The 21,775-nt window shown below is 46.8% G+C and carries 23 protein-coding genes; 21 read left to right on the forward strand and 2 right to left on the reverse strand.

Annotation, left to right across the window (positions count from 1 at the left end; translation table 11 throughout):
* Positions 1 to 4: 4 nt before the first annotated feature.
* The gene (locus VJ374_RS04340; RefSeq protein ID WP_329470289.1) at positions 5 to 1,258 is read right to left on the reverse strand and encodes a dicarboxylate/amino acid:cation symporter; all 1,254 of its coding nucleotides are present in this window, start codon (positions 1,256 to 1,258) and stop codon (positions 5 to 7) included.
* Between the two features lie 312 nt (positions 1,259 to 1,570).
* Here VJ374_RS04340 and rpsU point away from each other — a divergent pair, with 312 nt between their 5' ends.
* The 21 genes from rpsU to VJ374_RS04445 all read left to right on the forward strand — a co-directional run bounded on the left by rpsU (position 1,571) and on the right by VJ374_RS04445 (position 20,729).
* Complete coding sequence (gene rpsU, locus VJ374_RS04345) at positions 1,571 to 1,744, forward strand: 30S ribosomal protein S21 (RefSeq protein WP_012369719.1); 174 nt, start codon at positions 1,571 to 1,573, stop codon at positions 1,742 to 1,744.
* A gap of 21 nt (positions 1,745 to 1,765) precedes the next feature.
* A complete protein-coding gene (locus tag VJ374_RS04350; RefSeq protein WP_035409225.1) occupies positions 1,766 to 2,212 on the forward strand; it encodes a GatB/YqeY domain-containing protein in 447 nt (148 codons plus the stop codon).
* Positions 2,213 to 2,394: 182 nt separating this feature from the next.
* On the forward strand, positions 2,395 to 2,904 hold the full coding sequence (locus VJ374_RS04355) for an NfeD family protein (RefSeq protein ID WP_035409223.1): 510 nt from the start codon (positions 2,395 to 2,397) through the stop codon (positions 2,902 to 2,904).
* Entirely contained in the window at positions 2,901 to 3,884 is a 984-nt protein-coding gene (gene floA, locus VJ374_RS04360; RefSeq protein WP_035409222.1) for a flotillin-like protein FloA, read from the forward strand. Before VJ374_RS04355 ends, floA begins: the two co-directional genes overlap by 4 nt.
* A 13-nt stretch (positions 3,885 to 3,897) precedes the next feature.
* Positions 3,898 to 4,368 (forward strand): hypothetical protein, encoded by a 471-nt coding sequence (locus VJ374_RS04365; RefSeq protein ID WP_035409220.1) that lies wholly within the window; start codon positions 3,898 to 3,900, stop codon positions 4,366 to 4,368.
* Positions 4,369 to 4,539: 171 nt separating this feature from the next.
* Positions 4,540 to 5,502, forward strand: a complete 963-nt coding sequence (locus VJ374_RS04370; RefSeq protein WP_329470296.1) for a PhoH family protein — start codon at positions 4,540 to 4,542, stop codon at positions 5,500 to 5,502.
* A gap of 36 nt (positions 5,503 to 5,538) precedes the next feature.
* Positions 5,539 to 7,596: an HD family phosphohydrolase gene (locus tag VJ374_RS04375; protein WP_329470298.1), complete on the forward strand. Its 2,058-nt coding sequence runs from the start codon at positions 5,539 to 5,541 to the stop codon at positions 7,594 to 7,596.
* Positions 7,593 to 8,069: an rRNA maturation RNase YbeY gene (gene ybeY, locus VJ374_RS04380; protein WP_056060122.1), complete on the forward strand. Its 477-nt coding sequence runs from the start codon at positions 7,593 to 7,595 to the stop codon at positions 8,067 to 8,069. Before VJ374_RS04375 ends, ybeY begins: the two co-directional genes overlap by 4 nt.
* Positions 8,066 to 8,416, forward strand: coding sequence for a diacylglycerol kinase family protein (locus VJ374_RS04385; RefSeq protein ID WP_035409213.1), 351 nt, complete (start codon positions 8,066 to 8,068; stop codon positions 8,414 to 8,416). Before ybeY ends, VJ374_RS04385 begins: the two co-directional genes overlap by 4 nt.
* Before the next feature lie 48 nt (positions 8,417 to 8,464).
* Positions 8,465 to 8,863, forward strand: a complete 399-nt coding sequence (locus VJ374_RS04390) for a cytidine deaminase (RefSeq protein WP_329470300.1) — start codon at positions 8,465 to 8,467, stop codon at positions 8,861 to 8,863.
* A complete protein-coding gene (gene era, locus VJ374_RS04395) occupies positions 8,856 to 9,764 on the forward strand; it encodes a GTPase Era (RefSeq protein ID WP_023467500.1) in 909 nt (302 codons plus the stop codon). Before VJ374_RS04390 ends, era begins: the two co-directional genes overlap by 8 nt.
* A gap of 3 nt (positions 9,765 to 9,767) precedes the next feature.
* On the forward strand, positions 9,768 to 10,517 hold the full coding sequence (gene recO / locus VJ374_RS04400; RefSeq protein WP_214854844.1) for a DNA repair protein RecO: 750 nt from the start codon (positions 9,768 to 9,770) through the stop codon (positions 10,515 to 10,517).
* A gap of 289 nt (positions 10,518 to 10,806) precedes the next feature.
* The gene (glyQ, locus tag VJ374_RS04405; protein ID WP_029341034.1) at positions 10,807 to 11,697 is read left to right on the forward strand and encodes a glycine--tRNA ligase subunit alpha; all 891 of its coding nucleotides are present in this window, start codon (positions 10,807 to 10,809) and stop codon (positions 11,695 to 11,697) included.
* A complete protein-coding gene (gene glyS, locus VJ374_RS04410) occupies positions 11,690 to 13,750 on the forward strand; it encodes a glycine--tRNA ligase subunit beta (RefSeq protein ID WP_056060127.1) in 2,061 nt (686 codons plus the stop codon). The genes glyQ and glyS overlap by 8 nt, the downstream gene beginning before the upstream one ends.
* A gap of 21 nt (positions 13,751 to 13,771) precedes the next feature.
* Positions 13,772 to 14,401 (forward strand): transcriptional regulator CcpN, encoded by a 630-nt coding sequence (locus VJ374_RS04415; RefSeq protein WP_029341036.1) that lies wholly within the window; start codon positions 13,772 to 13,774, stop codon positions 14,399 to 14,401.
* A gap of 12 nt (positions 14,402 to 14,413) precedes the next feature.
* Positions 14,414 to 15,223: a pyruvate, water dikinase regulatory protein gene (locus VJ374_RS04420; RefSeq protein ID WP_035409206.1), complete on the forward strand. Its 810-nt coding sequence runs from the start codon at positions 14,414 to 14,416 to the stop codon at positions 15,221 to 15,223.
* 146 nt (positions 15,224 to 15,369) lie between these two features.
* A complete protein-coding gene (gene dnaG / locus VJ374_RS04425; RefSeq protein ID WP_329470305.1) occupies positions 15,370 to 17,166 on the forward strand; it encodes a DNA primase in 1,797 nt (598 codons plus the stop codon).
* A 34-nt stretch (positions 17,167 to 17,200) separates the two neighbouring features.
* The gene (gene rpoD / locus VJ374_RS04430) at positions 17,201 to 18,286 is read left to right on the forward strand and encodes an RNA polymerase sigma factor RpoD (RefSeq protein ID WP_023467512.1); all 1,086 of its coding nucleotides are present in this window, start codon (positions 17,201 to 17,203) and stop codon (positions 18,284 to 18,286) included.
* 153 nt (positions 18,287 to 18,439) lie between these two features.
* The gene (cccA, locus tag VJ374_RS04435) at positions 18,440 to 18,781 is read left to right on the forward strand and encodes a cytochrome c550 (RefSeq protein WP_056060134.1); all 342 of its coding nucleotides are present in this window, start codon (positions 18,440 to 18,442) and stop codon (positions 18,779 to 18,781) included.
* Between the two features lie 110 nt (positions 18,782 to 18,891).
* A complete protein-coding gene (locus VJ374_RS04440) occupies positions 18,892 to 19,617 on the forward strand; it encodes a tRNA (adenine(22)-N(1))-methyltransferase (protein ID WP_308101165.1) in 726 nt (241 codons plus the stop codon).
* Complete coding sequence (locus VJ374_RS04445; protein ID WP_329470306.1) at positions 19,617 to 20,729, forward strand: Nif3-like dinuclear metal center hexameric protein; 1,113 nt, start codon at positions 19,617 to 19,619, stop codon at positions 20,727 to 20,729. Before VJ374_RS04440 ends, VJ374_RS04445 begins: the two co-directional genes overlap by 1 nt.
* 98 nt (positions 20,730 to 20,827) lie before the next feature.
* Here the strand turns inward: VJ374_RS04445 and VJ374_RS04450 are convergent, their stop codons facing one another.
* On the reverse strand, positions 20,828 to 21,775 hold the full coding sequence (locus tag VJ374_RS04450) for a 4-hydroxy-3-methylbut-2-enyl diphosphate reductase (RefSeq protein ID WP_035409199.1): 948 nt from the start codon (positions 21,773 to 21,775) through the stop codon (positions 20,828 to 20,830).

A 21,775-nucleotide genomic window follows, 5' to 3' on the forward strand; every position in this document is an offset into this window, starting at 1 on the left:
ACGATTACGCATAGCGTTCATCGGTTTCTTCGCCTTCTTTGAGGTTACCTTCTTCTGATTTCGAGACGATGACGGCACATGCTGCGTCACCCGTGATATTGACGGCTGTACGCATCATATCCAGAAGACGATCGACACCGATGATCAAAGCGATCCCTTCGACGGGTAAATTGACCGACTGAAGAACCATCGTTAGCATGACGAGACCGACACCCGGAACACCAGCTGTTCCGACCGATGCGAGAACAGCTGTCAGAACGACCGTCGCAAGTTGCCCAGGTGTTAAATCAACCGCATAGACTTGCGCAATGAAAACAGTCGCAACTCCTTGCATGATTGCCGTCCCATCCATGTTGATCGTCGCACCGAGTGGCTGAACGAAACTAGAGACGGAGCGTGGAACCTTCAGCTCTTTTTGAGCCGTTTGCATAGCGACAGGAAGTGTTGCGTTCGACGAAGACGTCGAGAAAGCAAACAACATGACAGGTGCGAATTTTCTAAAGAAGAAGAACGGATTCATTTTCCCAAGAAGTGAGACAGTCGAGCCATATGTCAATACAGAATGAACGATCAAAGATAAAATGACGACACCCATATAAAGTCCCATCGCTTTTAAGGAATCAAAGCCTTGTGAACCGACTGCCGATGCAATCAAGGCGAACGCTCCGAGCGGCGCCATCTTCATGACGAGTGTGATCAAATATGTCATTAAATCGTTACCCTGTTCAATGAAAGTCCGTAACGTCGAGACCTTTTTACCGAGAAATGTGATCCCGAAACCGATAAAGACACTGAAGACGATGATCTGTAACATGTTGCCTTCCGCCATCGACGTGATCGGGTTCGTCGGGAACATACCGACGATCGTATTGATCAAACTCGTATCTGGTAGATTGCCGTTATCATATTCAAGATCTTGCGTTTCGAAGTTACCGAATGTACCCGGTTTAATCAATAATGATAAACCGAGAGCGATGACGATCGCGACAGCTGTCGTCGTCATGAAGTAAGTAATCGCTTTTCCACCGACACGACCCAGTTCTTTTGGATTACCGAGTCCCATGACACCAAGGGCGATTGAGAAGAAGACAATCGGTACGACGAGCATCTTAATCAAGTTCAGGAAGATTGTTCCGATTGGTTGTAGAGCATATTTATTCAATCCTTCATAAATCGACTTATCCGGTAAGCTGGCCAGAATGATTCCGAGAACTACGCCGAGAATCAAACCCCAGATGATGCGTTTTGCTTCTTTCATACGTGATGTCACACTCCTTTGTTTGATAATTGCCTATATTTTGACACATCATCACCCTTTTTGACAAAACATTTTAAAAAATGATGATAACGCTTACAAAAAAGTTTCTGAATTTTGATGCAGGAATGATCAGATTTTGTTGTCAAACGGATGCAAGCATGAGAGGATAGAAAAGAACAAAAAGGAACAGCGTAGGGTACAGAAAAGTCGCTTGAATCAACTGTTGACCAAATTGTATATTCCTACTATAATGTTGTATGACGTGTCTGACACGTTTCCTTTAGTCGGTAATATCGGAGGGAGGGAAAACTAGTGGAAACTCGTGTACGTAAAAATGAATCACTTGAAGACGCACTTCGTCGCTTCAAACGTGGTGTTTCAAAAGATGGTACGCTTGCAGAAGTTCGTAAACGTAAACACTACGAAAAGCCAAGTGTAAAACGTAAGCTTAAATCGGAGGCTGCGCGTAAGCGTAAGAAGTTCTAACGTTAGAGAGGGTGTATCCTCATGAGTCTTCAGGAGCGTTTGACAGCGGATATGAAAGATGCCATGCGTCTTCGTGAAAAAGATCGTCTTACGACGATTCGCATGGTGAAATCATCGCTGCAAAATGAAACGATCAAACTCGGTAAGCAAGAATTGACAGACGAGGAAGAATTAACGATTCTTTCACGTGAAATGAAGCAGCGCAACGACTCCCTCCGAGAATTCGAAAGCGCTGGTCGTCACGATCTCGTCGAGAAAATTCAAGCAGAGATTGTCGTGCTCGAAGCTTATATGCCAAAACAGCTTTCCGAGGAAGAAGTACAGGAAATCGTCGACGCAGCTATTGCGCAGACGGGTGCCTCTGCTCCTTCGGATATGGGGAAAGTAATGGGTGTCGTCATGCCGCAGCTTAAGGGCAAGGCAGACGGTGCCTTAATTAATCGACTCGTCAAACAACGTCTCGCTTAATACATGGAAAGGTGTCCCGAGGGACACCTTTTTTTGTCGTTCCTGTCACGTTTTTAAAGTTTCTTGATGAATTCAGAATAGTCATGAAACCTTTTTGTTTTGAAAGCGTATATAATTGTAGTAACGAATCAAAGTGCAAAAGAAGTAGCTTCTGACACGAATGAAAAGGGGTGAACGTACGCATGACGTTTAGCTTAGGGATGATTTTGACGGTCTTCATGATCGGGGTACTCATGTTACTGGTTGAAATATTCGTCACAGGGTTTGGAATCTTTGGCGTCCTTGGGATCGGTGCTGTCCTTGCTAGCTTGATTATGGCAGGTGCGACCGTCGGACAAGTCGGTTTAGCCGTTGGGCTTGCAGTTTTTCTGTCACTTGCGGCCGGGTTCTGGGCGTATCGCAGAATAAAATCAAATCAGTCATTGCTTTGGAGAGGTTTGATTTTGACGGATTCTACATCGTCTGAAAAGGGCTACCTTTCTCATCAAGACAAAGTACAACTGTTAGGACAAGAAGGAGTCAGTCTGACACCATTACGTCCGTCAGGAACGATTGAAATCGATGGGAACCGAATCGATGCCGTTACAGAAGGAACCTTCATTCAAGCGGGGGAAACGATCGTTGTAAAAGAAGTGACGCACGGACGCGTCATTGTTAGAGTCCAACATACGAAGGAGGAGTCCCACACATGACACCTGAATTATTGACCGTATTACTCATATCTGGAGGAATCTTAATTTTCCTCGCTATTTTCTTCACGCTCGTCCCGATTCCACTCTGGATTAGCTCGCTCGCAGCAGGCGTACGCGTATCAATCTTTACATTAGTCGGGATGCGTCTTCGTCGAGTAACACCATCAAAAATCGTCAATCCGTTGATCAAGGCAGTTAAAGCGGGATTGAACTTGAATACGAACCAACTGGAAAGTCATTTCCTTGCAGGGGGTAACGTTGACCGTGTCGTCAATGCCTTGATTGCAGCACACCGGGCGAATATCGAGCTGAGCTTCGAACGCGCAGCGGCGATTGATCTTGCTGGTCGTAATGTTTTAGAAGCTGTTCAAATGTCGGTTAACCCAAAAGTCATCGAAACACCGTTCATCGCCGGTGTCGCGATGAATGGGATTGAAGTGAAAGCGAAAGCCCGGATCACGGTACGTGCGAATATTGATCGTCTCGTCGGTGGTGCTGGGGAAGAAACAGTCATCGCGCGTGTTGGTGAGGGCGTCATCTCAACCATCGGATCATGTAATGACCAAAAAGAAGTACTTGAGAATCCAGAAATGATCTCACGGACAGTACTTGCAAAAGGACTCGATTCAGGAACGGCGTTTGAAATTCTCTCGATCGATATCGCAGACATTGATATTGGTAAGAACATCGGTGCGGTCCTTCAAACGGATCAAGCGGAAGCAGATAAGAACATTGCGCAAGCGAAGGCGGAAGAGCGTCGCGCAATGGCGATCGCAAGCGAACAAGAGATGAAATCACGTGTTGAAGAGATGCGAGCGAAGGTTGTCGCTGCTGAAGCGGAAGTACCACTTGCTATCGCAGAAGCGATGCGTGACGGAAATTTTGGCGTCATGGATTATGCGAACTACTTGAACGTGACAGCCGATACGAAAATGCGTCAAGCAATCGGTGGACAATCATCACCACATGACTCACAGTAAAGGGTGAGACGGTATGGATATCATATGGGTCGGATTGATGATCGCATTCGGTGTCATCTCCGTCATCTCAAAAGCAGCAGATAAAAAACCGAAGCAGACGAACCGGACACCTTCAAAAGAGTTCGGGGAGTATGTGAAGCAAATGGTCGAACAGGTGGATACGGTTCGACAAGAGACGACACCTCCACCTGTCGTTCGTAAAAAAGCACCTGCGAAGAAACAACCTGGGGTAACCCAAACGAAAGCACGACCAGTTCATGAACGAACGGAATTGCAACAACGTTTGGACCAACGTCAGAAACAACATTCGAAAAAAGGGGTGCCTTCTTCGAGTATTGGTGAAATCAAAGACAGCGTCGCAGACGGTGCTATTGGAACATCGAGTCGTTCGGCATCAGCAACGACGCTTTCGCAAGACGAAATGCGACGTGCGATCGTCTGGAGTGAGGTTCTCGGAGCGCCTGTCTCTAAACGAAAACGATGATGGTTGGACAGGAAGTCGATCCTACGAAACGTGTAGGATCGACTCTTTTTGTTTTCCAAAAGGTGGAAACGGGTTTTTCTTTCCATCTTTTCGGTGGAAGTGCTAAAGTGGAAGAGATTAGATATGAAGCGATGACAACTTGTTATCCATGACTAGGAGGCCATTCACAACGTGATATTCAACGAAAGAATCCCATTTGCATTTTCGAATTCAGAACAGATTCAAGCATTCGTCGGTCCGAATGACGCAGTCTTACGTACGATGGAAGCGGAACTTGAAGTCCAGCTTACACATCGAGGAGATGAGCTGTTGGCACAATCCGAACAGGAACAGTCTGTGATCTTGGCAGGACAAGTCGTTGGTGTCCTGAAGCAACTCGTCAATCGTGGAGCTGTTTTGACGGAGCGTGACGCAACGAGCGCCATTCAACTCGCACGTCAAGATCGGGTGGATGAACTACTGGAACTTTACGATACGGTCATCCATACGAATCATAAAGGAAAACCACTTCGTGCGAAAACGCTCGGTCAAGCACGTTACGTCCGCGGAATTGATCGCTGTGATTTGACATTTGGTATTGGACCAGCGGGGACCGGAAAAACATATCTCGCAGTCGTGATGGCTGCAAAAGCACTGAAGGAAGGAAATGTCAAACGACTCGTCCTGACGCGTCCAGCAGTAGAAGCAGGAGAGAATCTTGGATTTCTTCCTGGTGATCTTAAAGAAAAAGTTGATCCATATCTACGTCCTCTATACGATGCGTTACACGACGTCCTTGGTGTCGAACATACGGCTCGACTACTTGAGCGTGGTGTCATCGAAATTGCGCCACTCGCTTATATGCGTGGGCGGACACTTGAACATGCCTTTGTCATTCTAGATGAAGCGCAAAACACGACACGTGAACAAATGAAGATGTTCCTGACACGTCTTGGTTTTCATTCGAAGATGATCGTCACAGGCGATTTGACACAAGTTGATCTTCCGCGCGGAAAAACGTCTGGTCTACAAGAAGCATTGCATCTGCTCGGAAATGTCAAAGGCATTCATTTCGAACACTTCGGCTCAGCTGATGTCGTGCGTCACCCACTTGTCCGGAAAATCGTTGATGCTTACAGTCAGGAATTGACATAAGCCGTTACGGGAATAATGGAAAAAGGGGGAGATGATATGCGCAAGGTTAGGGTCTGGGTTGGACTTTTGACAGTAGTGTTCTATCTCGTCGTATCGACGATGATGTATGTCAGTGTCCGACCAGAAGCCTTGTCCGCAGAACCATTCTCGATTGCAGAAGAAGACATCCGGTCGCCATTGACGATGGAGGATCGGGTCGCGACGAATCAAATCAAGGAAAATGCGATTGCTGCAATCGAGAGTCAGTATACGATTAAACAAGAGTATGCAGCACAGCAAATTGATAAAGTCGAACAACTTTTTGCTAGTTTATCCGGCATTAAAAAAGCAGACGAGATCAGTAAAATCAAACAGCGTTTGCGTGGGACAGAAGCGGCAACTCTTTTAAAGGACGACGAACTACGTTTACTTGTAGCTTCAACGACAGCGCTTCGAGACACGACACGGGATGTCGTCATTACAGCAATCGAAGAAGCGATGCGTCAGCGCATCTCGTCTGATGGCGGCGAAGTGGCTGAAGCACGTGAAAATGCCCGAACTGATATCGAACGTTCACCGCTTTCTTTCTCGCTAAAGGCGATTGCCAAAGCGTTGACCGATCAACTGATCGTGACGAACTACGTCTATGATCCGGAAAAGACGGAACAGCTTCGTAAACAAACAAGTGATAAAGTGGAACCGGTCATCATCTCGGAAGGGGAAGTGATCGTGAAGCGAGGCGAAGTGATTTCGCAAGATGCTTACCGCCAGCTACAACTCGTCGGCTTGATTTCTGACCGTCAGTCGTTGAAACCGTTACTTGGAGCGATGCTTGTCAGTGCATTGATGACTGCTTTCCTATTCGGCTTCATTCATCGCTCGAAACTACGGTATGCACAGATGGGGCGGATCCGGTTGTTTGGGCTTGTCTACCTCGTCGTCAGCTTACAATTGCTTGTCATGTATGGCATGGCGTTTTTAGCAAACGATATCAATCCTGCACTTTACTTACTCACACCGACCGCTTTTGTTGCGCTTGTTCTGCGCAATTTATTAAACGAACGGATTGCATTGTCAAGTTCACTCTTCACGGCACTTGCCGGAACATTCTTCTATAGTACGAATCAAAACTTCAGCTTCAATATCGCGATCTATTTGTTAGTCGGTGGTTTAGTCGCAACGTTTTTCCTACAGTCTAGTTTGTCACGTCGTCGTATTTTCATGAGCAGTATTTCGATTGCCGGAGCAAACATCGCGATTTTCTTTGCATTCGTTCTATTACGTAGTGGCACATTCGAATTACGTGAAACATTGACTTTAGTCGGTTTTGCGATTGCTAGTGGGATCTTGAGTGCCATTCTTGCGATTGGGTTATTGCCGTTCCTCGAAATGACATTTGGTATCTTAGCACCGACGCGTCTGCTCGAACTGTTGAACCCGACGCATCCCTTGTTGAAGAAACTCTTGGTCGAAGCGCCAGGAACGTATCATCATAGCATGATGGTCGCGAACCTAGCAGAAACAGCCTGTGAAGCAATCGGTGCAGATGGGTTGCTTGCGCGAGTCGGTGCCTACTATCATGATTTAGGAAAAACACGACGACCACTTTATTTCATTGAAAACCAGCATGGACGCAATCCGCATGATCGATTGACGCCGGAAGAGTCGGCACGTGTCATCTTGGCACATACAGAGGATGGTGTTGAATTGCTCGAAAAAGCAAAACTCCCGGCAGCGATCATCGATATTTGTCGCCAGCATCATGGAACATCGTTGCTCCGATATTTTTATGTCAAGGCAGCAGAACAAGGTGAAGTCGATGAGGATACGTTCCGTTATACAGGACCTAAACCACAAACGCGTGAAGCGGCGGTCATCATGATCGTCGACTCGATTGAAGCGGCTGTTCGTTCAATGAAAGCTCCTTCGGAAGAAGGAATTCGGGACCTAGTCGAGAAAATCATTCGTGAAAAGATGATGGACGACCAATTTGCGGAATGTGACATCACGACACGCGAGATTTATCGCGTTGGTGAAAGTGCATGTCATACCTTATCCGGTTTGTTCCATGAACGAATCGAGTATCCAGAATTAAAGAAAGAGGCAACGAAATGAACATTTATATGACAGACGAAAATAATCGTCTAACGGAAGAGCAACGACAGCTTGTCGAATCGATTTTGATTTACACGGCGGAACAAGAAGAAGTCGATCCGAACAGTGAGTTGTCCGTGACTTTCGTCTCAAACGATGAAATTCAAGAGATTAATCGTGAATGGCGTGGGAAAGATCAGGCGACAGACGTCATTTCCTTCGCGATGGAAGAACTCGGAGAAGATGAAATTGATTTTGGATTATTGGAAGATGAACCAGTCGTCCTCGGTGATTTGATCATTTCCGTGGAACGATGTCGCGAACAGGCGGCTGAATATGGCAATCATTTCGAGCGTGAACTCGGTTTTCTCGCCGTCCATGGTTTCCTCCACTTACTCGGATATGATCACATTGAAAAGGCAGATGAGGAAATCATGACGAAGCGACAGGAGGAAATCCTGCATCACTTCGAGTTATTCCGGGGCACATTGTGAAAAGCTGGTGGCAACCATTTCGACATGCGATGCATGGGTTGCGCCAATCGATTCGAGAAGAACGGCATATGAAAGTTCATGTCATCATTGGCGGCATCGTATTACTTGTCGCCTTTTTATTACCGTTGACATCTGTCGAGCGAGCGATTCTTTTTCTGACGGTCGGGATCGTCATAAGTGCCGAGATGTTCAATACAGCGTTTGAGCGCGTCGTGGATCTCGTGACGCAGGAGTGGCATCCACTGGCAAAAGCAGTCAAAGATATCGCGAGTGGTGCTGTTTTAGTGTTGGCGCTTACATCTGTTGCGATTGCGCTATGCATCTTCATCCCATATTTGGTACAATAAGAATCCGGCCTTTTTGGCCAATACCGTTCCTAAAAAGGGGATACTCACATGAAAACAGAACAATTACTCGAACAAGCTAAATGTGCACGCGAAAAAGCGTATGTTCCATATTCAAAATTCCAAGTCGGTGCTGCTCTCTTAACGAAAGACGGACAAGTCTTCCATGGCTGCAATATTGAAAACGCAGCGTATGGTCTTTGTAACTGTGCAGAACGGACAGCTATCTTCTCTGCGTGGGCACAAGATGCGCGCGAGTATGCAGCGATGGCTGTCGTTGCGGACACAGAAGGACCGGTCGCACCATGCGGACAATGCCGCCAAGTGTTATCAGAGATGTGTGATGCGGATATGCCAATCTATTTGACGAACCTTAAAGGGGATGTCACAGAAACAACAGTGGGCGCCCTCTTACCGGGAGCATTCACGAAAGGAGATTTACATGTTTAAAGAAGGATTCAAATCGGGCTTTGTCTCGATCATCGGACGCCCGAACGTCGGAAAATCGACATTCCTCAACCGTGTCATCGGACAAAAAATTGCCATCATGTCTGATAAACCACAAACGACGCGTAATAAGATTCAAGGTGTCTACACGACAGAAGATGTTCAGACGATCTTCATCGATACACCTGGGATCCATAAACCAAAACATAAACTCGGCGATTTCATGATGAAGGTCGCGACGAACGCATTGCGTGAAGTCGATGCGATCTTGTTCATGGTCAACGTGACGGAACCAAAAGGAAAAGGTGACGACTTCATTATTGAAAAATTGAAGGAACTCGATACACCAATCATTCTCGTCATGAATAAAGTCGATTTGATTCATCCGAATGATATTCCACCGATCATCGAGTCGTACAAAAATGAACTCGAGTTCGCGGCAGTCGTTCCGATTTCGGCGCTACAAGGGAATAACGTCGGACCGTTACTTGAAGAAATCGCAAAAATTCTACCAGAAGGACCGATGTATTACCCAGCGGATCAAGTCACTGACCACCCAGAGCGCTTCATCATCTCAGAGATGATTCGTGAAAAAGTCTTGCAAAAGACACGCGATGAAGTACCACACTCGATTGCCGTCGCGATTGATCAAATCAAGACGCGTGAGAATGGAAATATGGTGGATGTCCATGCGACGATCTTGATCGAGCGCGATTCCCAAAAAGGAATCATCATCGGTAAACGCGGAGCACTTCTAAAAGAAATCGGCTCTGAAGCACGAACGGACATCGAGATGTTACTCGGGACGAAAGTTTACTTGAACTTGTGGGTCAAAGTCCAAAAGGATTGGCGCAACAAGGCCGGTCAATTGCGTGAACTCGGCTTCCGCGATGATGAGTATTAAGCGATGATCGATAAGGCGGAAGGGCTTGTATTACGAACGGTCGTATATGGTGAATCGAATAAGATCGTTACGCTACTGACACGTGAATACGGCAAGCTCGCCGTCATGGCGCGAGGAGCGAAGAAGCCGGGTAGCCGTTTTAACGCGGCTAGTCAGCCTTTCGTCCGAGCTGTCTATATCTATCCACGTTCACGGGGTCTCGGTCAGTTAAAATCAGCAGACGTCATTACAAGTCATGCGCATATTCGGCAAGATGTCGTGTTGATGGCCTATGCGATGTATCTATTGGAGCTTGCGGATAAAGCGCTTGATGAACGGGTGCCGCAACCGGCGCTGTACGATTTATTCGTCGAAGGACTAGAGGCGATGGATGAAGGACTAGATCCTGACGTCGTCTCTTTCATCATCGAATTGCGTCTGTTGCGTCATCTAGGCATTGCTCCACATTTGAATGGTTGTACGATTTGCGGAAGTGCTGAAGCGCCATTCGCTTTTTCGTTACACCACGGCGGTCTACTCTGTCGCCGGCATCGCCATGAGGATGAACATGCTGTCTATATGTCAGAGGCAGTTGCGAAGATGCTCTATGTGTTTTCCGTCTATGATTTCTCACGGATTGGTACCGTGACGGTAAAGCCAGAAACGAAGCGTCTATTGCGTCAAATCATGGATGCTTATATGGAACGCTACAGCGGGTTACGTCTGCGTTCAAAACGTGTCCTCGACCAGTTGATTGATTTCGGCAACGATTGACAGCAACAAGCGGGTTCGGTAGAATGAATGCGGAAGAAGTAACTAAATGAACACGATGACGAAAAGGAGTACCGTCTTTTTTCTCAATCAAGCGATTCCAGGGTGGTGCGAGCTGGGAGTGAGAGGGGCGCGAACGGCGTTTCGGAGTGTTTTTTGTCAAAAAGAGTGGCATGCGATGCATGCAAGTAGGGTGGAACCGCGGGCTCGTCTCGTCCCTATGTGCAACGATTGTTGTACATAGGGGCGTTTTTTGCGTTCCTTAATCATTTCGGAGGTGAAAGTCGTGAAGATGACAGTACAAGACATGATCTTGACATTACAAAAATTTTGGGCAGAACAAGGCTGCTTGACGATGCAAGCATACGACGTAGAAAAAGGAGCCGGTACGATGAATCCGATGACGTTTTTACGGAGTCTCGGACCGGAACCGTGGAACGTTTGTTATACAGAACCATCACGCCGTCCGGCTGATGGTCGTTATGGAGAAAACCCGAACCGTCTGTATCAACACCATCAATTCCAAGTCATCATGAAACCATCACCTGACAACATTCAGGAATTGTACTTACAAAGTCTCGAGTTGCTCGGGATCAATCCACTCGAACATGACATCCGTTTCGTAGAGGATAACTGGGAGAACCCAACGTTCGGTGCTGCTGGTCTCGGCTGGGAGGTATGGCTAAATGGAATGGAAATTACACAATTCACGTACTTCCAACAAGTCGGTGGAATCGAGTGTAATCCAATCGCAGTAGAGATCACTTACGGAATCGAGCGTCTCGCTTCTTACATCCAAGATGTCGAGAGCGTCTTTGATCTCGTTTGGACAGATGGGTTCAAATACGGTGATATTTTCTATCAACCGGAATTCGAACATTCGAAGTATACATTTGAAACATCAGATGTCGCTTTACTCTTTACATTATTCGATCAATATGAAAAAGAAGCGAATCGTGCCTTGGATGAGAATCTCGTTTTCCCAGCATATGATTACATCTTGAAATGTTCGCATACCTTTAACCTTCTCGACGCGAAGGGGGCGATTTCCGTCACGGAACGCACAGGATTCATCCATCGTGTACGGAACATGTCGCGCCGTTGTGCGCAAAGTTTCATCGAAGAACGGGAACGTCTTGGCTTCCCATTGATCAAGTCGAAAGCAGGTGAGTCACATGCATGAATTATTACTTGAAATCGGTTTAGAAGAAATGCCGGCTCGATTCGTCCTTCAATCCGAAACACAACTCAAGGAACGCGTGACGCGTTTCCTTGAAGAAGCACGGATTGAGTTCACAAGCGTCGAATCCTTCTCGACACCACGCCGTCTTGCAGTATATGTCAAGGGTCTCGCAGCACGTCAAAGCGACCTCGAAGAGACATTGAAAGGACCCGCAAAACGGATCGCGATGGACGAAGCAGGGAACTGGACGAAAGCTGCAGAAGGATTCGCGCGTGGTAAAGGACTCACGACGGACGATCTCTTCCTTGGGGAAGAAAAGGGAGTCGAATACCTCTATGCGACGCGTAAGGAAACTGGACAAGCGACAGCCGATCTACTTCCCGGATTAAAACAAGTCGTTGAAGCGATGACGTTCCCGAAAAACATGCGTTGGAGCACACAATCGTTACGCTACATGCGTCCGATTCGCTGGTTAATTGCTCTTCTTGACGATCAAGTCATCCCGTTTGAAGTCGCATCCGTCGAAACAGGTCGGACGTCTCGTGGGCATCGCTTCCTTGGGCAAGACATCACGATTCTTCGTCCGAATGCCTATGTCGAAGCGCTCGCAGGAGAGCACGTCATCGTCAGTTATGAAGCTCGTCGTCAATTAATCGAAGAACAAATCGCGGCGCTTGCGGCGCGTGAACAATTCGAAGTACCGATCGATGCGTCTTTACTTGAAGAAGTCACGAATCTCGTCGAATATCCGACAGCCTTGTTCGGTGCATTCGATGAAGCGTATCTTGAGTTGCCGGAAGAAGTCTTGATCACGACGATGAAAGAACATCAACGGTACTTCCCAGTCAAACGTGACGGTGCGTTGCTCCACTATTTCGTGACAGTACGAAACGGGAACGCAACCCATCTTGAAAACGTTGCTCGCGGAAACGAAAAAGTCATTCGTGCCCGTTTAGCAGATGCTCAGTTCTTCTATGAAGAAGATAAAAAAGCAGACATTGATGAACAGGCGAAACGTCTTGATAAAATCGTCTTCCATGAAAAATTAGGAACGACAGGTGAAAAAGTCCGTCGTGTACGTCAAATGGCACTCGCACTTGCTGACCGTGTCGGCGCAGACAAAACACGTGTCGAACGCGCGGGTCAGATTTATAAATTCGACCTCGTCAGTCAGATGGTCTATGAATTCACGGAATTACAAGGTCTGATGGGTGAACGTTATGCGAACATGAAAAACGAGGATCCGGAAGTCGCTGCTGCGATTCGCGAACATTACATGCCACGCTTCGCGGGTGATGCAAGTCCGGAGACACCGACAGGGACACTCTACGCGATCCTTGATAAGATGGACAGCGTCGCTGGATTCTTCGGTGTCGGCATGATTCCAAGTGGATCAGCGGATCCGTATGCATTGCGTCGTCAAGCACAAGGAATTGTGCAAATCTTATCGGATCGTAAGTTGAACTTGACATTGACTGAACTGATTGCCTTCGTCGTGTCTGAACAGGTAGCAGCAGGTCTTTATACGAAGGATGCCGAAGAAGTACAAGCCGCATTACAAGATTTCTTTGCGCAACGTTTGAAGTACCGTCTATCGGAAATGGACTTCCGTCATGATGTCGTCGAAGCCGCTCTTGACCATATGTTGACAGTCGAAGCGAATGAACAGCGTGCTGCCATGCTCGAAGAGGCGACGAAAAAAGAATCGTTCAAGAAAACGGTCGAACAATTAAGCCGTGTCTTGAACATCTCGAAAAAAGCAGAAAGTGTCACAACTGTTAATCCAGCGCTCTTTGAAAATGATGCGGAACGCGAATTGCATGAGGCGATTGAGAAAGCCTTACCAGAGGTCGATCAAGCTATCGCGTCACTTGACTATGCACGTGCACTTGAGGCACTTGAGGCAACCGTTCCATCGATCACAGCCTACTTTGACGGTACGATGATCATGACGGATGACGAAACGGTCCGTACGAACCGTCTTAGCGAAATGAAACGATTTGCAGAAGCAATCGAATCAGTCGCTCGGTTCAATGCACTCACTTTAGCGTAAAGAAAAAGGACGGATGAGCCGATGAAGTTAAATGAACGGCAAAAAAAGATACTCCAAATCGTCAAAGAGAATGGTCCGATCACGGGAGAGCAGATTGCTGCAGCGCTCTCCCTGACACGAGCGACGTTACGACCTGATTTGTCGATTTTAACGATGACCGGCATGTTAGAAGCGCGCCCACGTGTCGGCTATATGTATGTCGGAAAGAAAAATGCTTCCATGCTTCATGAGAAACTGGACACCTTGACCGTCGGCGAATTCATGTCATCAGCAAAGGTCATTCATGAAGGGATGACTGTGTATGATGCAATCGTCCACTTATTCCTAGAAGATGTCGGTTCGCTGTTTGTCGTCAGCAAGGACCATGCGTTGGTCGGTGTGCTATCACGTAAGGATTTTCTACGTGCGGCAATCGGTAATCAAGAATTAGACTCGTTACCGGTCAATATCATCATGACACGAATGCCAAATTTGACAGTCTGTGAAAAATCGGAAACGTTAATTGGTGCCGGCATGAAACTGATCGAAAAACAGATTGATTCGATGCCAGTCGTCGAAGAAGAGAACGGGGTCTTGAAAGTCGTCGGTCGAATGACGAAAACGAACATGACGAAAGTGTTGGTCGCTTTAGCACGTGATGAAGAAATTTAAGGGGGGCTCCTGATGCGTCAACGGATTTATGTCGTGAGTGATTCTGTCGGAGAGACGTGTGAACTCGTCGTCCGCGCAGCTGCTATTCAGTTCCCGGAACAAGCCATCGAAACGGTCCGCATTCCGTTCGTCGATGATGATCAAGTCATTTATGACTTGGTTCTTCATGCAAAAGAAGAACAAGCAACGATCGCTTTTACGATCGTTCATGCGACGCATCGTCGTTTGCTTGCAGACACAGCGCGTGCCCACGGTGTAAAGGCGATTGATCTACTTGGTCCATTGCTTGACACGATGGAAGACCGTTTGCAGATGCAACCGAAGGAAGAACCTGGATTAATCTATCGCTTAGATGAGGAATATTTCCGGAAAATCGAAGCGGTCGAATTCGCTGTTAAGTATGACGATGGACGTGATCCAAAAGGAATTAAACGCGCCGATATCGTTTTGATCGGTGTGTCGCGTACATCTAAAACGCCGCTCTCGCAGTATTTAGCCTTAAAGCGATATAAAGTAGCAAATGTACCACTCGTACCCGAATCGATTCCACCGGCAGAGCTATTCGATATTCCAAAAGAAAAATGTTTTGGACTACTCATCTCACCGGAAAAGTTGATCGATATCCGAATGGAACGATTGCGTTCATTAGGACTCAAACCTGAAGCAGCCTATGCGCAGATGGACCGAATCAACCGGGAACTTGAATACGCACGGAATTTATATGAACGAATCGGATGCCAAATTATTGATGTGACGAATAAAGCAGTCGAAGAGACGGCGAATTTGATTTTGACCGGAATTTCCGGGAAAGCGCATGACTAGTCAAGCAGTCAGGAACATAGTATACTTGTTTAGCTGATAAATGAGATAATGCCCTTTTTCTAATGAAACGGAACGAGTCATCGTTCCGTTTCATTGCGGGTATGGTCATGTAAGGATAAGTTCTCAAGGAAAGGGGAGAGGACGGAATGAAGCGAATTCCTGATGAAATCGTCGATCAGGTCCGCCAAGCAACGGACATCGTCGAATTGATTTCAGAACGTGTAGAATTAAAAAAACAAGGGAATCGATATTCAGGGCTTTGCCCGTTTCATTCTGAGAAATCACCTTCCTTTTCTGTTTCTCCTGATAAAGGGATGTACTACTGTTTTGGATGTGGTGCAGGAGGAAATGCAATCACTTTCGTCATGGAAACAGAAGGAATGAGTTTCAAGGAAGCCGTTTCGAAATTAGCCGATCGAAGCGACGTCACACTTCCAGAGCTAGAACCAGACCGATTCGAGCAGTCGGAATCGACGCCTGAACAGGAAAAGAAGTTCCGCATGCGCGAAGCGCATCGAATCGTCACCGAGCTCTATCACGAGGTGCTGATTCAAACGGAAGCAGGCGACGCCGGAAGAATCTATTTAGAAAATCGCAGTATACGCGAGGGGGCGATGCGTGAGTTTCGACTCGGGTATGCACCGGATCAAGATCGTTTTACAGTGGATTCCTTGGCACGACGTGGGTTTGATTTAGATGAGATGGTCGAAGCGGGATTGATTTCAATCGGACGTGATGGTGATTATCGAGATCGATTCAACGGTCGGGTCGTGTTCCCTATTTCCGATCGTGATGGCACGATCGTCGGATTTAGTGGTCGTTCGATTGACGGTCGTGACCCAAAGTATGTTAATACAGCGGAAACCCCTTTGTTCAATAAAAGTGAACTGTTATTTGGATTTGCTCAAGCACGAGGGGCGATGCGTAAAATTAAACAAGTCGTCCTTGTTGAGGGAAATCTTGATGTTGTGCGTGTTGCTCAAGCGGGTATACCTTATACGGTAGCTTCTTTAGGAACAGCGTTAACGCCTGTTCATGCCCAAAACCTGGCACGCATCGTCGATGAAGTCATTGTTTGTTATGACGGAGACAAAGCAGGACGCGCTGCGACGCTAAAAGCCTTACAGTTGCTTGAGGCCGTTGCCGTCGACTGTTCCGTCATCCGCTTACCGGATGGCGAAGACCCTGACTCTTTTATTGGGAACCAGGGAGAAGAGACGTTTTTACACTGGATCGAACAAAAACGGGTTTCAAGTCTTGAATTCAAATCTTTTTATTTTCGACAAGGAAAAAACTTGCGATTAGAAGGAGAACGCGTTCGATATATTGAAACTATGCTTGAAGAGATTGGTCGAACATCCAATCCGTTGTTACGGGACATCTATTTAGGAAAACTTTCTGAGGAATTTAAACTCTCGAAAGATTCCTTGATCGCACAAGTGCGTCCAACCGTTCAACAGCCGAAAAGAGAACAAATCGTTTCCGATCGCCCGACCGCTGTACCGACAGCACCTCCTGATCGAACGTTCGCGAACTGGAAAAAGGCAGAACGCTTCTTGCTTGCCTACATGATCCGTTCCGAAGAAGTATGTCTAGAAGTGCGTGAGCAGCTGGGTGTCCAATTCAATGATCCGGCACATCAATTGATTGCCGGCAAGTTATATGAATTTTACGGGACAGGTACGCAAGGAAGTTCCGATCGTTTTTTGACGATGCTCCATGATGCTTCCCTGCAACGAATCGTAGTGGATCTAGAGTTCATGCTGATGCCTGAATATGATCCTGACTTACTCAGTCATTACATTCGTGCCGTCCAGAACGAACAGCAACGTCGATTGCTCGAAGAAGAAAAATCACGATTGAATCAACAAACAGATATCCGTGCCCAAGCGGAACTGATGCAGGCGATCATTGAACGAAAGCGTCGTTTAAAAGATCGATGACCTGCTGCATGATGTGGAAGGAGTGTATGGTTCGATGGCAGAAAAAGCAAGATCAGAAGCTGAATTACTCCGTCTCGCGAAAGAGGAACTCATCGCGCTCGGACATAAGAATGGTGAATTGTCGCACCAGAAAATCGAAGACAAACTGAGTTCGTTCGAATCAATGGATGCTCAGCAATTCGAGGAATTCCTTCAGTTGCTCGAAACAGAAGGTATCAAGGTTAACAATGACGGTACAGGAGATGAAAAGGAAGAGGCGGATTTGAACGATTTGTCTGTTCCACCCGGCGTTAAGATCAATGACCCTGTCCGGATGTATCTAAAAGAAATCGGACGCGTGGATTTGTTGAATGCAGAAGACGAAGTTGAACTCGCGAAACGAATCGAACAAAACGATGAGGAAGCGAAAAAACGTCTAGCGGAAGCAAATTTACGTCTCGTCGTTTCGATCGCTAAACGGTATGTCGGACGCGGTATGTTGTTCCTTGATTTGATTCAAGAAGGTAACATGGGTCTGATCAAGGCGGTCGAGAAATTCGACTATACGAAGGGATATAAATTCTCGACGTATGCAACGTGGTGGATTCGTCAAGCGATCACACGTGCGATCGCCGACCAAGCACGGACGATCCGGATTCCGGTTCATATGGTTGAGACGATCAATAAATTGATTCGTGTCCAACGTCAACTTTTGCAAGATCTCGGACGCGAACCTTCACCGGAAGAGATTTCGAAAGAGATGGAAATCACGCCGGAAAAAGTTCGCGAAATCCTGAAAATTGCGCAAGAGCCGGTTTCTCTTGAGACACCGATCGGGGAAGAAGACGATTCACACCTCGGTGATTTCATCGAGGATCAAGATGCGACAGCACCACAGGATGCTGCTGCATATGAACTCTTAAAAGAGCAACTCGAAGATGTGTTAGATACACTCACGGATCGTGAAGAAAACGTCCTTCGTCTTCGCTTCGGACTTGATGATGGTCGGACTCGAACACTCGAAGAAGTCGGCAAGGTGTTTGGCGTCACGCGTGAGCGGATTCGTCAAATCGAAGCAAAAGCACTTCGGAAACTTCGTCATCCAAGTCGTTCAAAACGCTTGAAAGACTTCCTCGATTAATTCAAAGTGTGAAGAATATATGAAATTTTAGTGGGAAGGGAGAAAAAAGTTTCGTTTTTTTCTTCCTTCCCTGTTTTTTTTACAGTAGAATAGTAACGGGGAATACCATTCAGTCACCAACTTGGTTGGGTATAGAATATGGGGGGAATCCAAATGCGTAATCCATTAGTACCGTTTGCGGCGATCGCAGTCATCGCCATCATCGCAATGATTTCATTGTCTTACTTTGGGGTCGATCAGGTGAAGGAAGCTCGCAAAGGGCCGTCAACTGCAGAAATGAAGCCAGAAGACTTGTTTGCATCTAAAGGATGTACAGGATGTCACGGTGGAAACTTAGAAGGCGGCGTTGGTCCGAACTTAACAAAGATCGGCGCGAAGCTGAAAGAAGATGAAATCAAGGACATCGCAATGAACGGTAAAGGGCAAATGCCTGGCGGTCTTGCGAATGACGAAGAAGCAGCTGTTCTAGCTAAATGGTTAGCTGCTAAGAAATAAGAACAAGAGCATCTATCTCGTTACGAGATGGATGTTTTTTTATGGGCGGATGGTTTCTTTTTTACTGTAAATCCGCTATTTTAAAAGAGAGTTTTCGGAAAATAGGAAGGATGAAGAAGATGCAAATGAACGTCGTATTGGATCAACGACTCCAAAAAGTCGTGTCGTATATTCCACAAGGAGCCATCCTTGCAGATATTGGTTCGGATCATGCATTCGTACCGTGTTTTTGTATCCAACAAAATAAAATCGAACGCGCCATCGCGGGGGAAGTGAATGAAGGACCGATGGAAGCCGCAAAAGGACAAGTGGCACTTGTAGGACTCGAGTCCCAAATTGATGTCCGTCTTGGGAGTGGTCTATCGGTATTGAAACCGGGAGAAGCGACAGCGATCACGATCGCGGGAATGGGTGGAACATTGATTGCCTCAATCCTTGAAGAAGGGAAAGATCGATTGTCGGGAGAAGAACGTTTGATTCTACAACCGAATGTCGATGCAGTCGATGTCCGAAACTGGTTACTCGCACATTCGTATGCCTTATTGTCAGAAGCCATCGTCGAGGAGAATGGGAAGATTTATGAAATCCTTGTCGCGGAACGTGGCGAAGAAACCTTATATTCGGAAGATGAAACAACACGACAATGGGAACTCTTCTTTGGTCCTCAGTTGATGCGAGAGCGAGCGCCAGAATTCATTGCAAAGTGGCAAATGGAAAAACAAAAACGTCAGTATATTTTGGAGCAGATGAAGCAAGGACAAACTACGGAAATCTTATCTGAAAAAATCATAGCAATCGAACGATTGATTCAAAAGATGGAAGAGGTGACAAGCTGATGGCGAATGGGAATTATGTCATTGAGCAGTTTGAAGCATTCGCTCCGAAAAAATTCGCGCTCGAGGGTGATCCGATCGGTTTGCATATTGGAACGTTGAACAAGGACGTAAAACGTGTGCTCGTGACACTTGATGTCTTGGAGTCTGTCGTTGATGAAGCGATTGAAAAAAAGGTTGATCTCATCATCGCGCATCATCCACCGATTTTTAGCAAGTTAGCGAATGTGACGGATCGTTCCGCAACAGGACGCATCGTCACAAAATGTATCAAGCACGATATTGCGGTGTACGCTGCGCATACGAACCTTGATGTGACACCAGGAGGGGTCAATGATTGGATGGCAGAGGCAATCGGTCTTGAGTCATGTGAAGTTCTCACCCCCACATTTGAAAATACGCGCTACAAGTTGAGCGTTTTTGTACCGACAGAAGATGCAGAGCGTGTCTCGATAGCACTTGCGAAAGCAGGAGCCGGGCAAGAAGGGGATTATAGTGACTGCCAGTTTCATGTCAATGGAACTGGGCAATTCCGACCGTCGCCTGAGGCTACGCCATATATCGGTGAAGCGAATCAACTCGAGCGAGTTTCTGAAGTCCGAATTGAGACGATCGTGACGGAATTGAATCAGAAACAAGTCATTCGAGCGATGAAGCAGGCACATCCTTACGAAGAGGTAGCCTATGATCTCATAAAGCAGGAACGTCCGGCAGCGCCACTTGGTCTCGGGCGAATCGGTCGATTGCCAGAAGCGATGACATTACGGGCATTTGCAGAGCACGTTCGGACGGTGTTTGGTGTTCAAAACTTGCGTTTCGTTGGAGACGAATCACGGGAGATCAATAAAGTCGCTGTTCTCGGTGGCGATGGGAATAAATATGTCTCGACAGCAGCTTTTGCCGGAGCCGATGTTCTTGTCACGGGTGATCTCTATTTTCATGTCGCCCATGATGCGATGGCACTTGGACTAGCGGTCGTTGATCCCGGACATCATGTAGAGTCGGTCATGAAAGAAGGCGTCGTCAACGAATTGAAGCGCCGATTCGATCAGAAAAAAATCGACGTTGAACTACTAATTTCAACAGCGAATACGAATCCGTTTCAGTTTTTGTGAGGCAACGAATCGAGTACGCTAAGGGTATCTTTTGAGCAGTAAAAAACCGAGTCGCGAATGATAATCGCGACTCGGTTTTGCTGTATCGATTGTTAGGATTAAAGTACTTTGACTTTAGGCAAAATCCGTCTTAGTTCAAGGAATGGTGTCTTGTCATGCGTACTAATATCAGTAGGATCATATTGTTGTAAGAAGTCGATGACTTTTTTCGTGATCGGTGTTGGCGTCGATGCACCTGATGTGACGCCGACTTGCTGTACACCTTCAAGCCATGATAAATCAAGCTCCGTTAAATCGCCGATTCGATGTGCAGGAGTTCCTGCGATATCAAAGGATACCTGTGCCAAACGGTTCGAGTTGTTCGAACGTGGGTCACCGACGACGATGACGAGATCACAGTCTCCTGCTTGATCTGCTACCGCTTCTTGTCGGACTTGTGTTGCGTTACAGATTTCATTGTGTACTTCCACATGCGGATATTTTTTCCGAACGTGTTCCATCAAAGCTTGGACATCCCATTGACTCATCGTTGTCTGGTTCGTGACGATGATTTTTTTATGAGCAAGCTGAGGAGGAAGTTCATCGATATCTTCGACTTTTTCGATGAGGTGAACATGTTCCGGCGCTACGCCGACGGCACCTTCAGGCTCCGGATGCCCATGTTTCCCGACGTAGATGACTTCGTAATCATCTGCGACGACTTGACGAATCAAGTCGTGGGTACGCGTTACGTCAGGACACGTCGCATCGACGACGTGTAAGTTCTTCTCTGCAGCACGAGCATAAACAGCAGGTGAAATACCGTGTGCTGTAAAGATGACCGTTCCCTCTTGAATCGTCTCTAAGGCTTCGAGGCGATCAGGACCATCAACAGTGATGACGCCCATGTTTTCGAACTCACGTGTGACGTGAGCATTGTGGACGATCATCCCTAAAATATGGATCGGACGTGGCAAATCTTTATTCAATGCCGCTTGTTGTGCAAGTTTCATTGCGTCGACGACACCGTAACAATAGCCGCGGGGGCTGATTTTTTTTACTAGCAT

This window comes from Exiguobacterium sp. 9-2 (assembly GCF_036287235.1).
In the GTDB taxonomy this organism is placed as follows: domain Bacteria; phylum Bacillota; class Bacilli; order Exiguobacteriales; family Exiguobacteriaceae; genus Exiguobacterium_A.

Excerpts from the sequence above, each read along its gene's own strand:
- VJ374_RS04390 (WP_329470300.1), top strand. The coding sequence starts at position 8,465 with ATGAAAACAGAACAATTACTCGAACAAGCTAAATGTGCACGCGAAAAA.
- floA (WP_035409222.1), top strand. The coding sequence starts at position 2,901 with ATGACACCTGAATTATTGACCGTATTACTCATATCTGGAGGAATCTTA.
- VJ374_RS04440 (WP_308101165.1), top strand. The coding sequence starts at position 18,892 with ATGAAGAAGATGCAAATGAACGTCGTATTGGATCAACGACTCCAAAAA.
- recO (WP_214854844.1), top strand. The coding sequence starts at position 9,768 with ATGATCGATAAGGCGGAAGGGCTTGTATTACGAACGGTCGTATATGGT.
- VJ374_RS04340 (WP_329470289.1), bottom strand. The coding sequence starts at position 1,258 with ATGAAAGAAGCAAAACGCATCATCTGGGGTTTGATTCTCGGCGTAGTT.
- VJ374_RS04365 (WP_035409220.1), top strand. The coding sequence starts at position 3,898 with ATGGATATCATATGGGTCGGATTGATGATCGCATTCGGTGTCATCTCC.
- glyQ (WP_029341034.1), top strand. The coding sequence starts at position 10,807 with ATGACAGTACAAGACATGATCTTGACATTACAAAAATTTTGGGCAGAA.
- ybeY (WP_056060122.1), top strand. The coding sequence starts at position 7,593 with ATGAACATTTATATGACAGACGAAAATAATCGTCTAACGGAAGAGCAA.
- VJ374_RS04450 (WP_035409199.1), bottom strand. The coding sequence starts at position 21,775 with ATGCTAGTAAAAAAAATCAGCCCCCGCGGCTATTGTTACGGTGTCGTC.
- rpoD (WP_023467512.1), top strand. The coding sequence starts at position 17,201 with ATGGCAGAAAAAGCAAGATCAGAAGCTGAATTACTCCGTCTCGCGAAA.
- VJ374_RS04445 (WP_329470306.1), top strand. The coding sequence starts at position 19,617 with ATGGCGAATGGGAATTATGTCATTGAGCAGTTTGAAGCATTCGCTCCG.
- VJ374_RS04415 (WP_029341036.1), top strand. The coding sequence starts at position 13,772 with ATGAAGTTAAATGAACGGCAAAAAAAGATACTCCAAATCGTCAAAGAG.
- dnaG (WP_329470305.1), top strand. The coding sequence starts at position 15,370 with ATGAAGCGAATTCCTGATGAAATCGTCGATCAGGTCCGCCAAGCAACG.
- cccA (WP_056060134.1), top strand. The coding sequence starts at position 18,440 with ATGCGTAATCCATTAGTACCGTTTGCGGCGATCGCAGTCATCGCCATC.
- glyS (WP_056060127.1), top strand. The coding sequence starts at position 11,690 with ATGCATGAATTATTACTTGAAATCGGTTTAGAAGAAATGCCGGCTCGA.
- VJ374_RS04350 (WP_035409225.1), top strand. The coding sequence starts at position 1,766 with ATGAGTCTTCAGGAGCGTTTGACAGCGGATATGAAAGATGCCATGCGT.
- VJ374_RS04355 (WP_035409223.1), top strand. The coding sequence starts at position 2,395 with ATGACGTTTAGCTTAGGGATGATTTTGACGGTCTTCATGATCGGGGTA.
- VJ374_RS04420 (WP_035409206.1), top strand. The coding sequence starts at position 14,414 with ATGCGTCAACGGATTTATGTCGTGAGTGATTCTGTCGGAGAGACGTGT.
- VJ374_RS04375 (WP_329470298.1), top strand. The coding sequence starts at position 5,539 with ATGCGCAAGGTTAGGGTCTGGGTTGGACTTTTGACAGTAGTGTTCTAT.
- era (WP_023467500.1), top strand. The coding sequence starts at position 8,856 with ATGTTTAAAGAAGGATTCAAATCGGGCTTTGTCTCGATCATCGGACGC.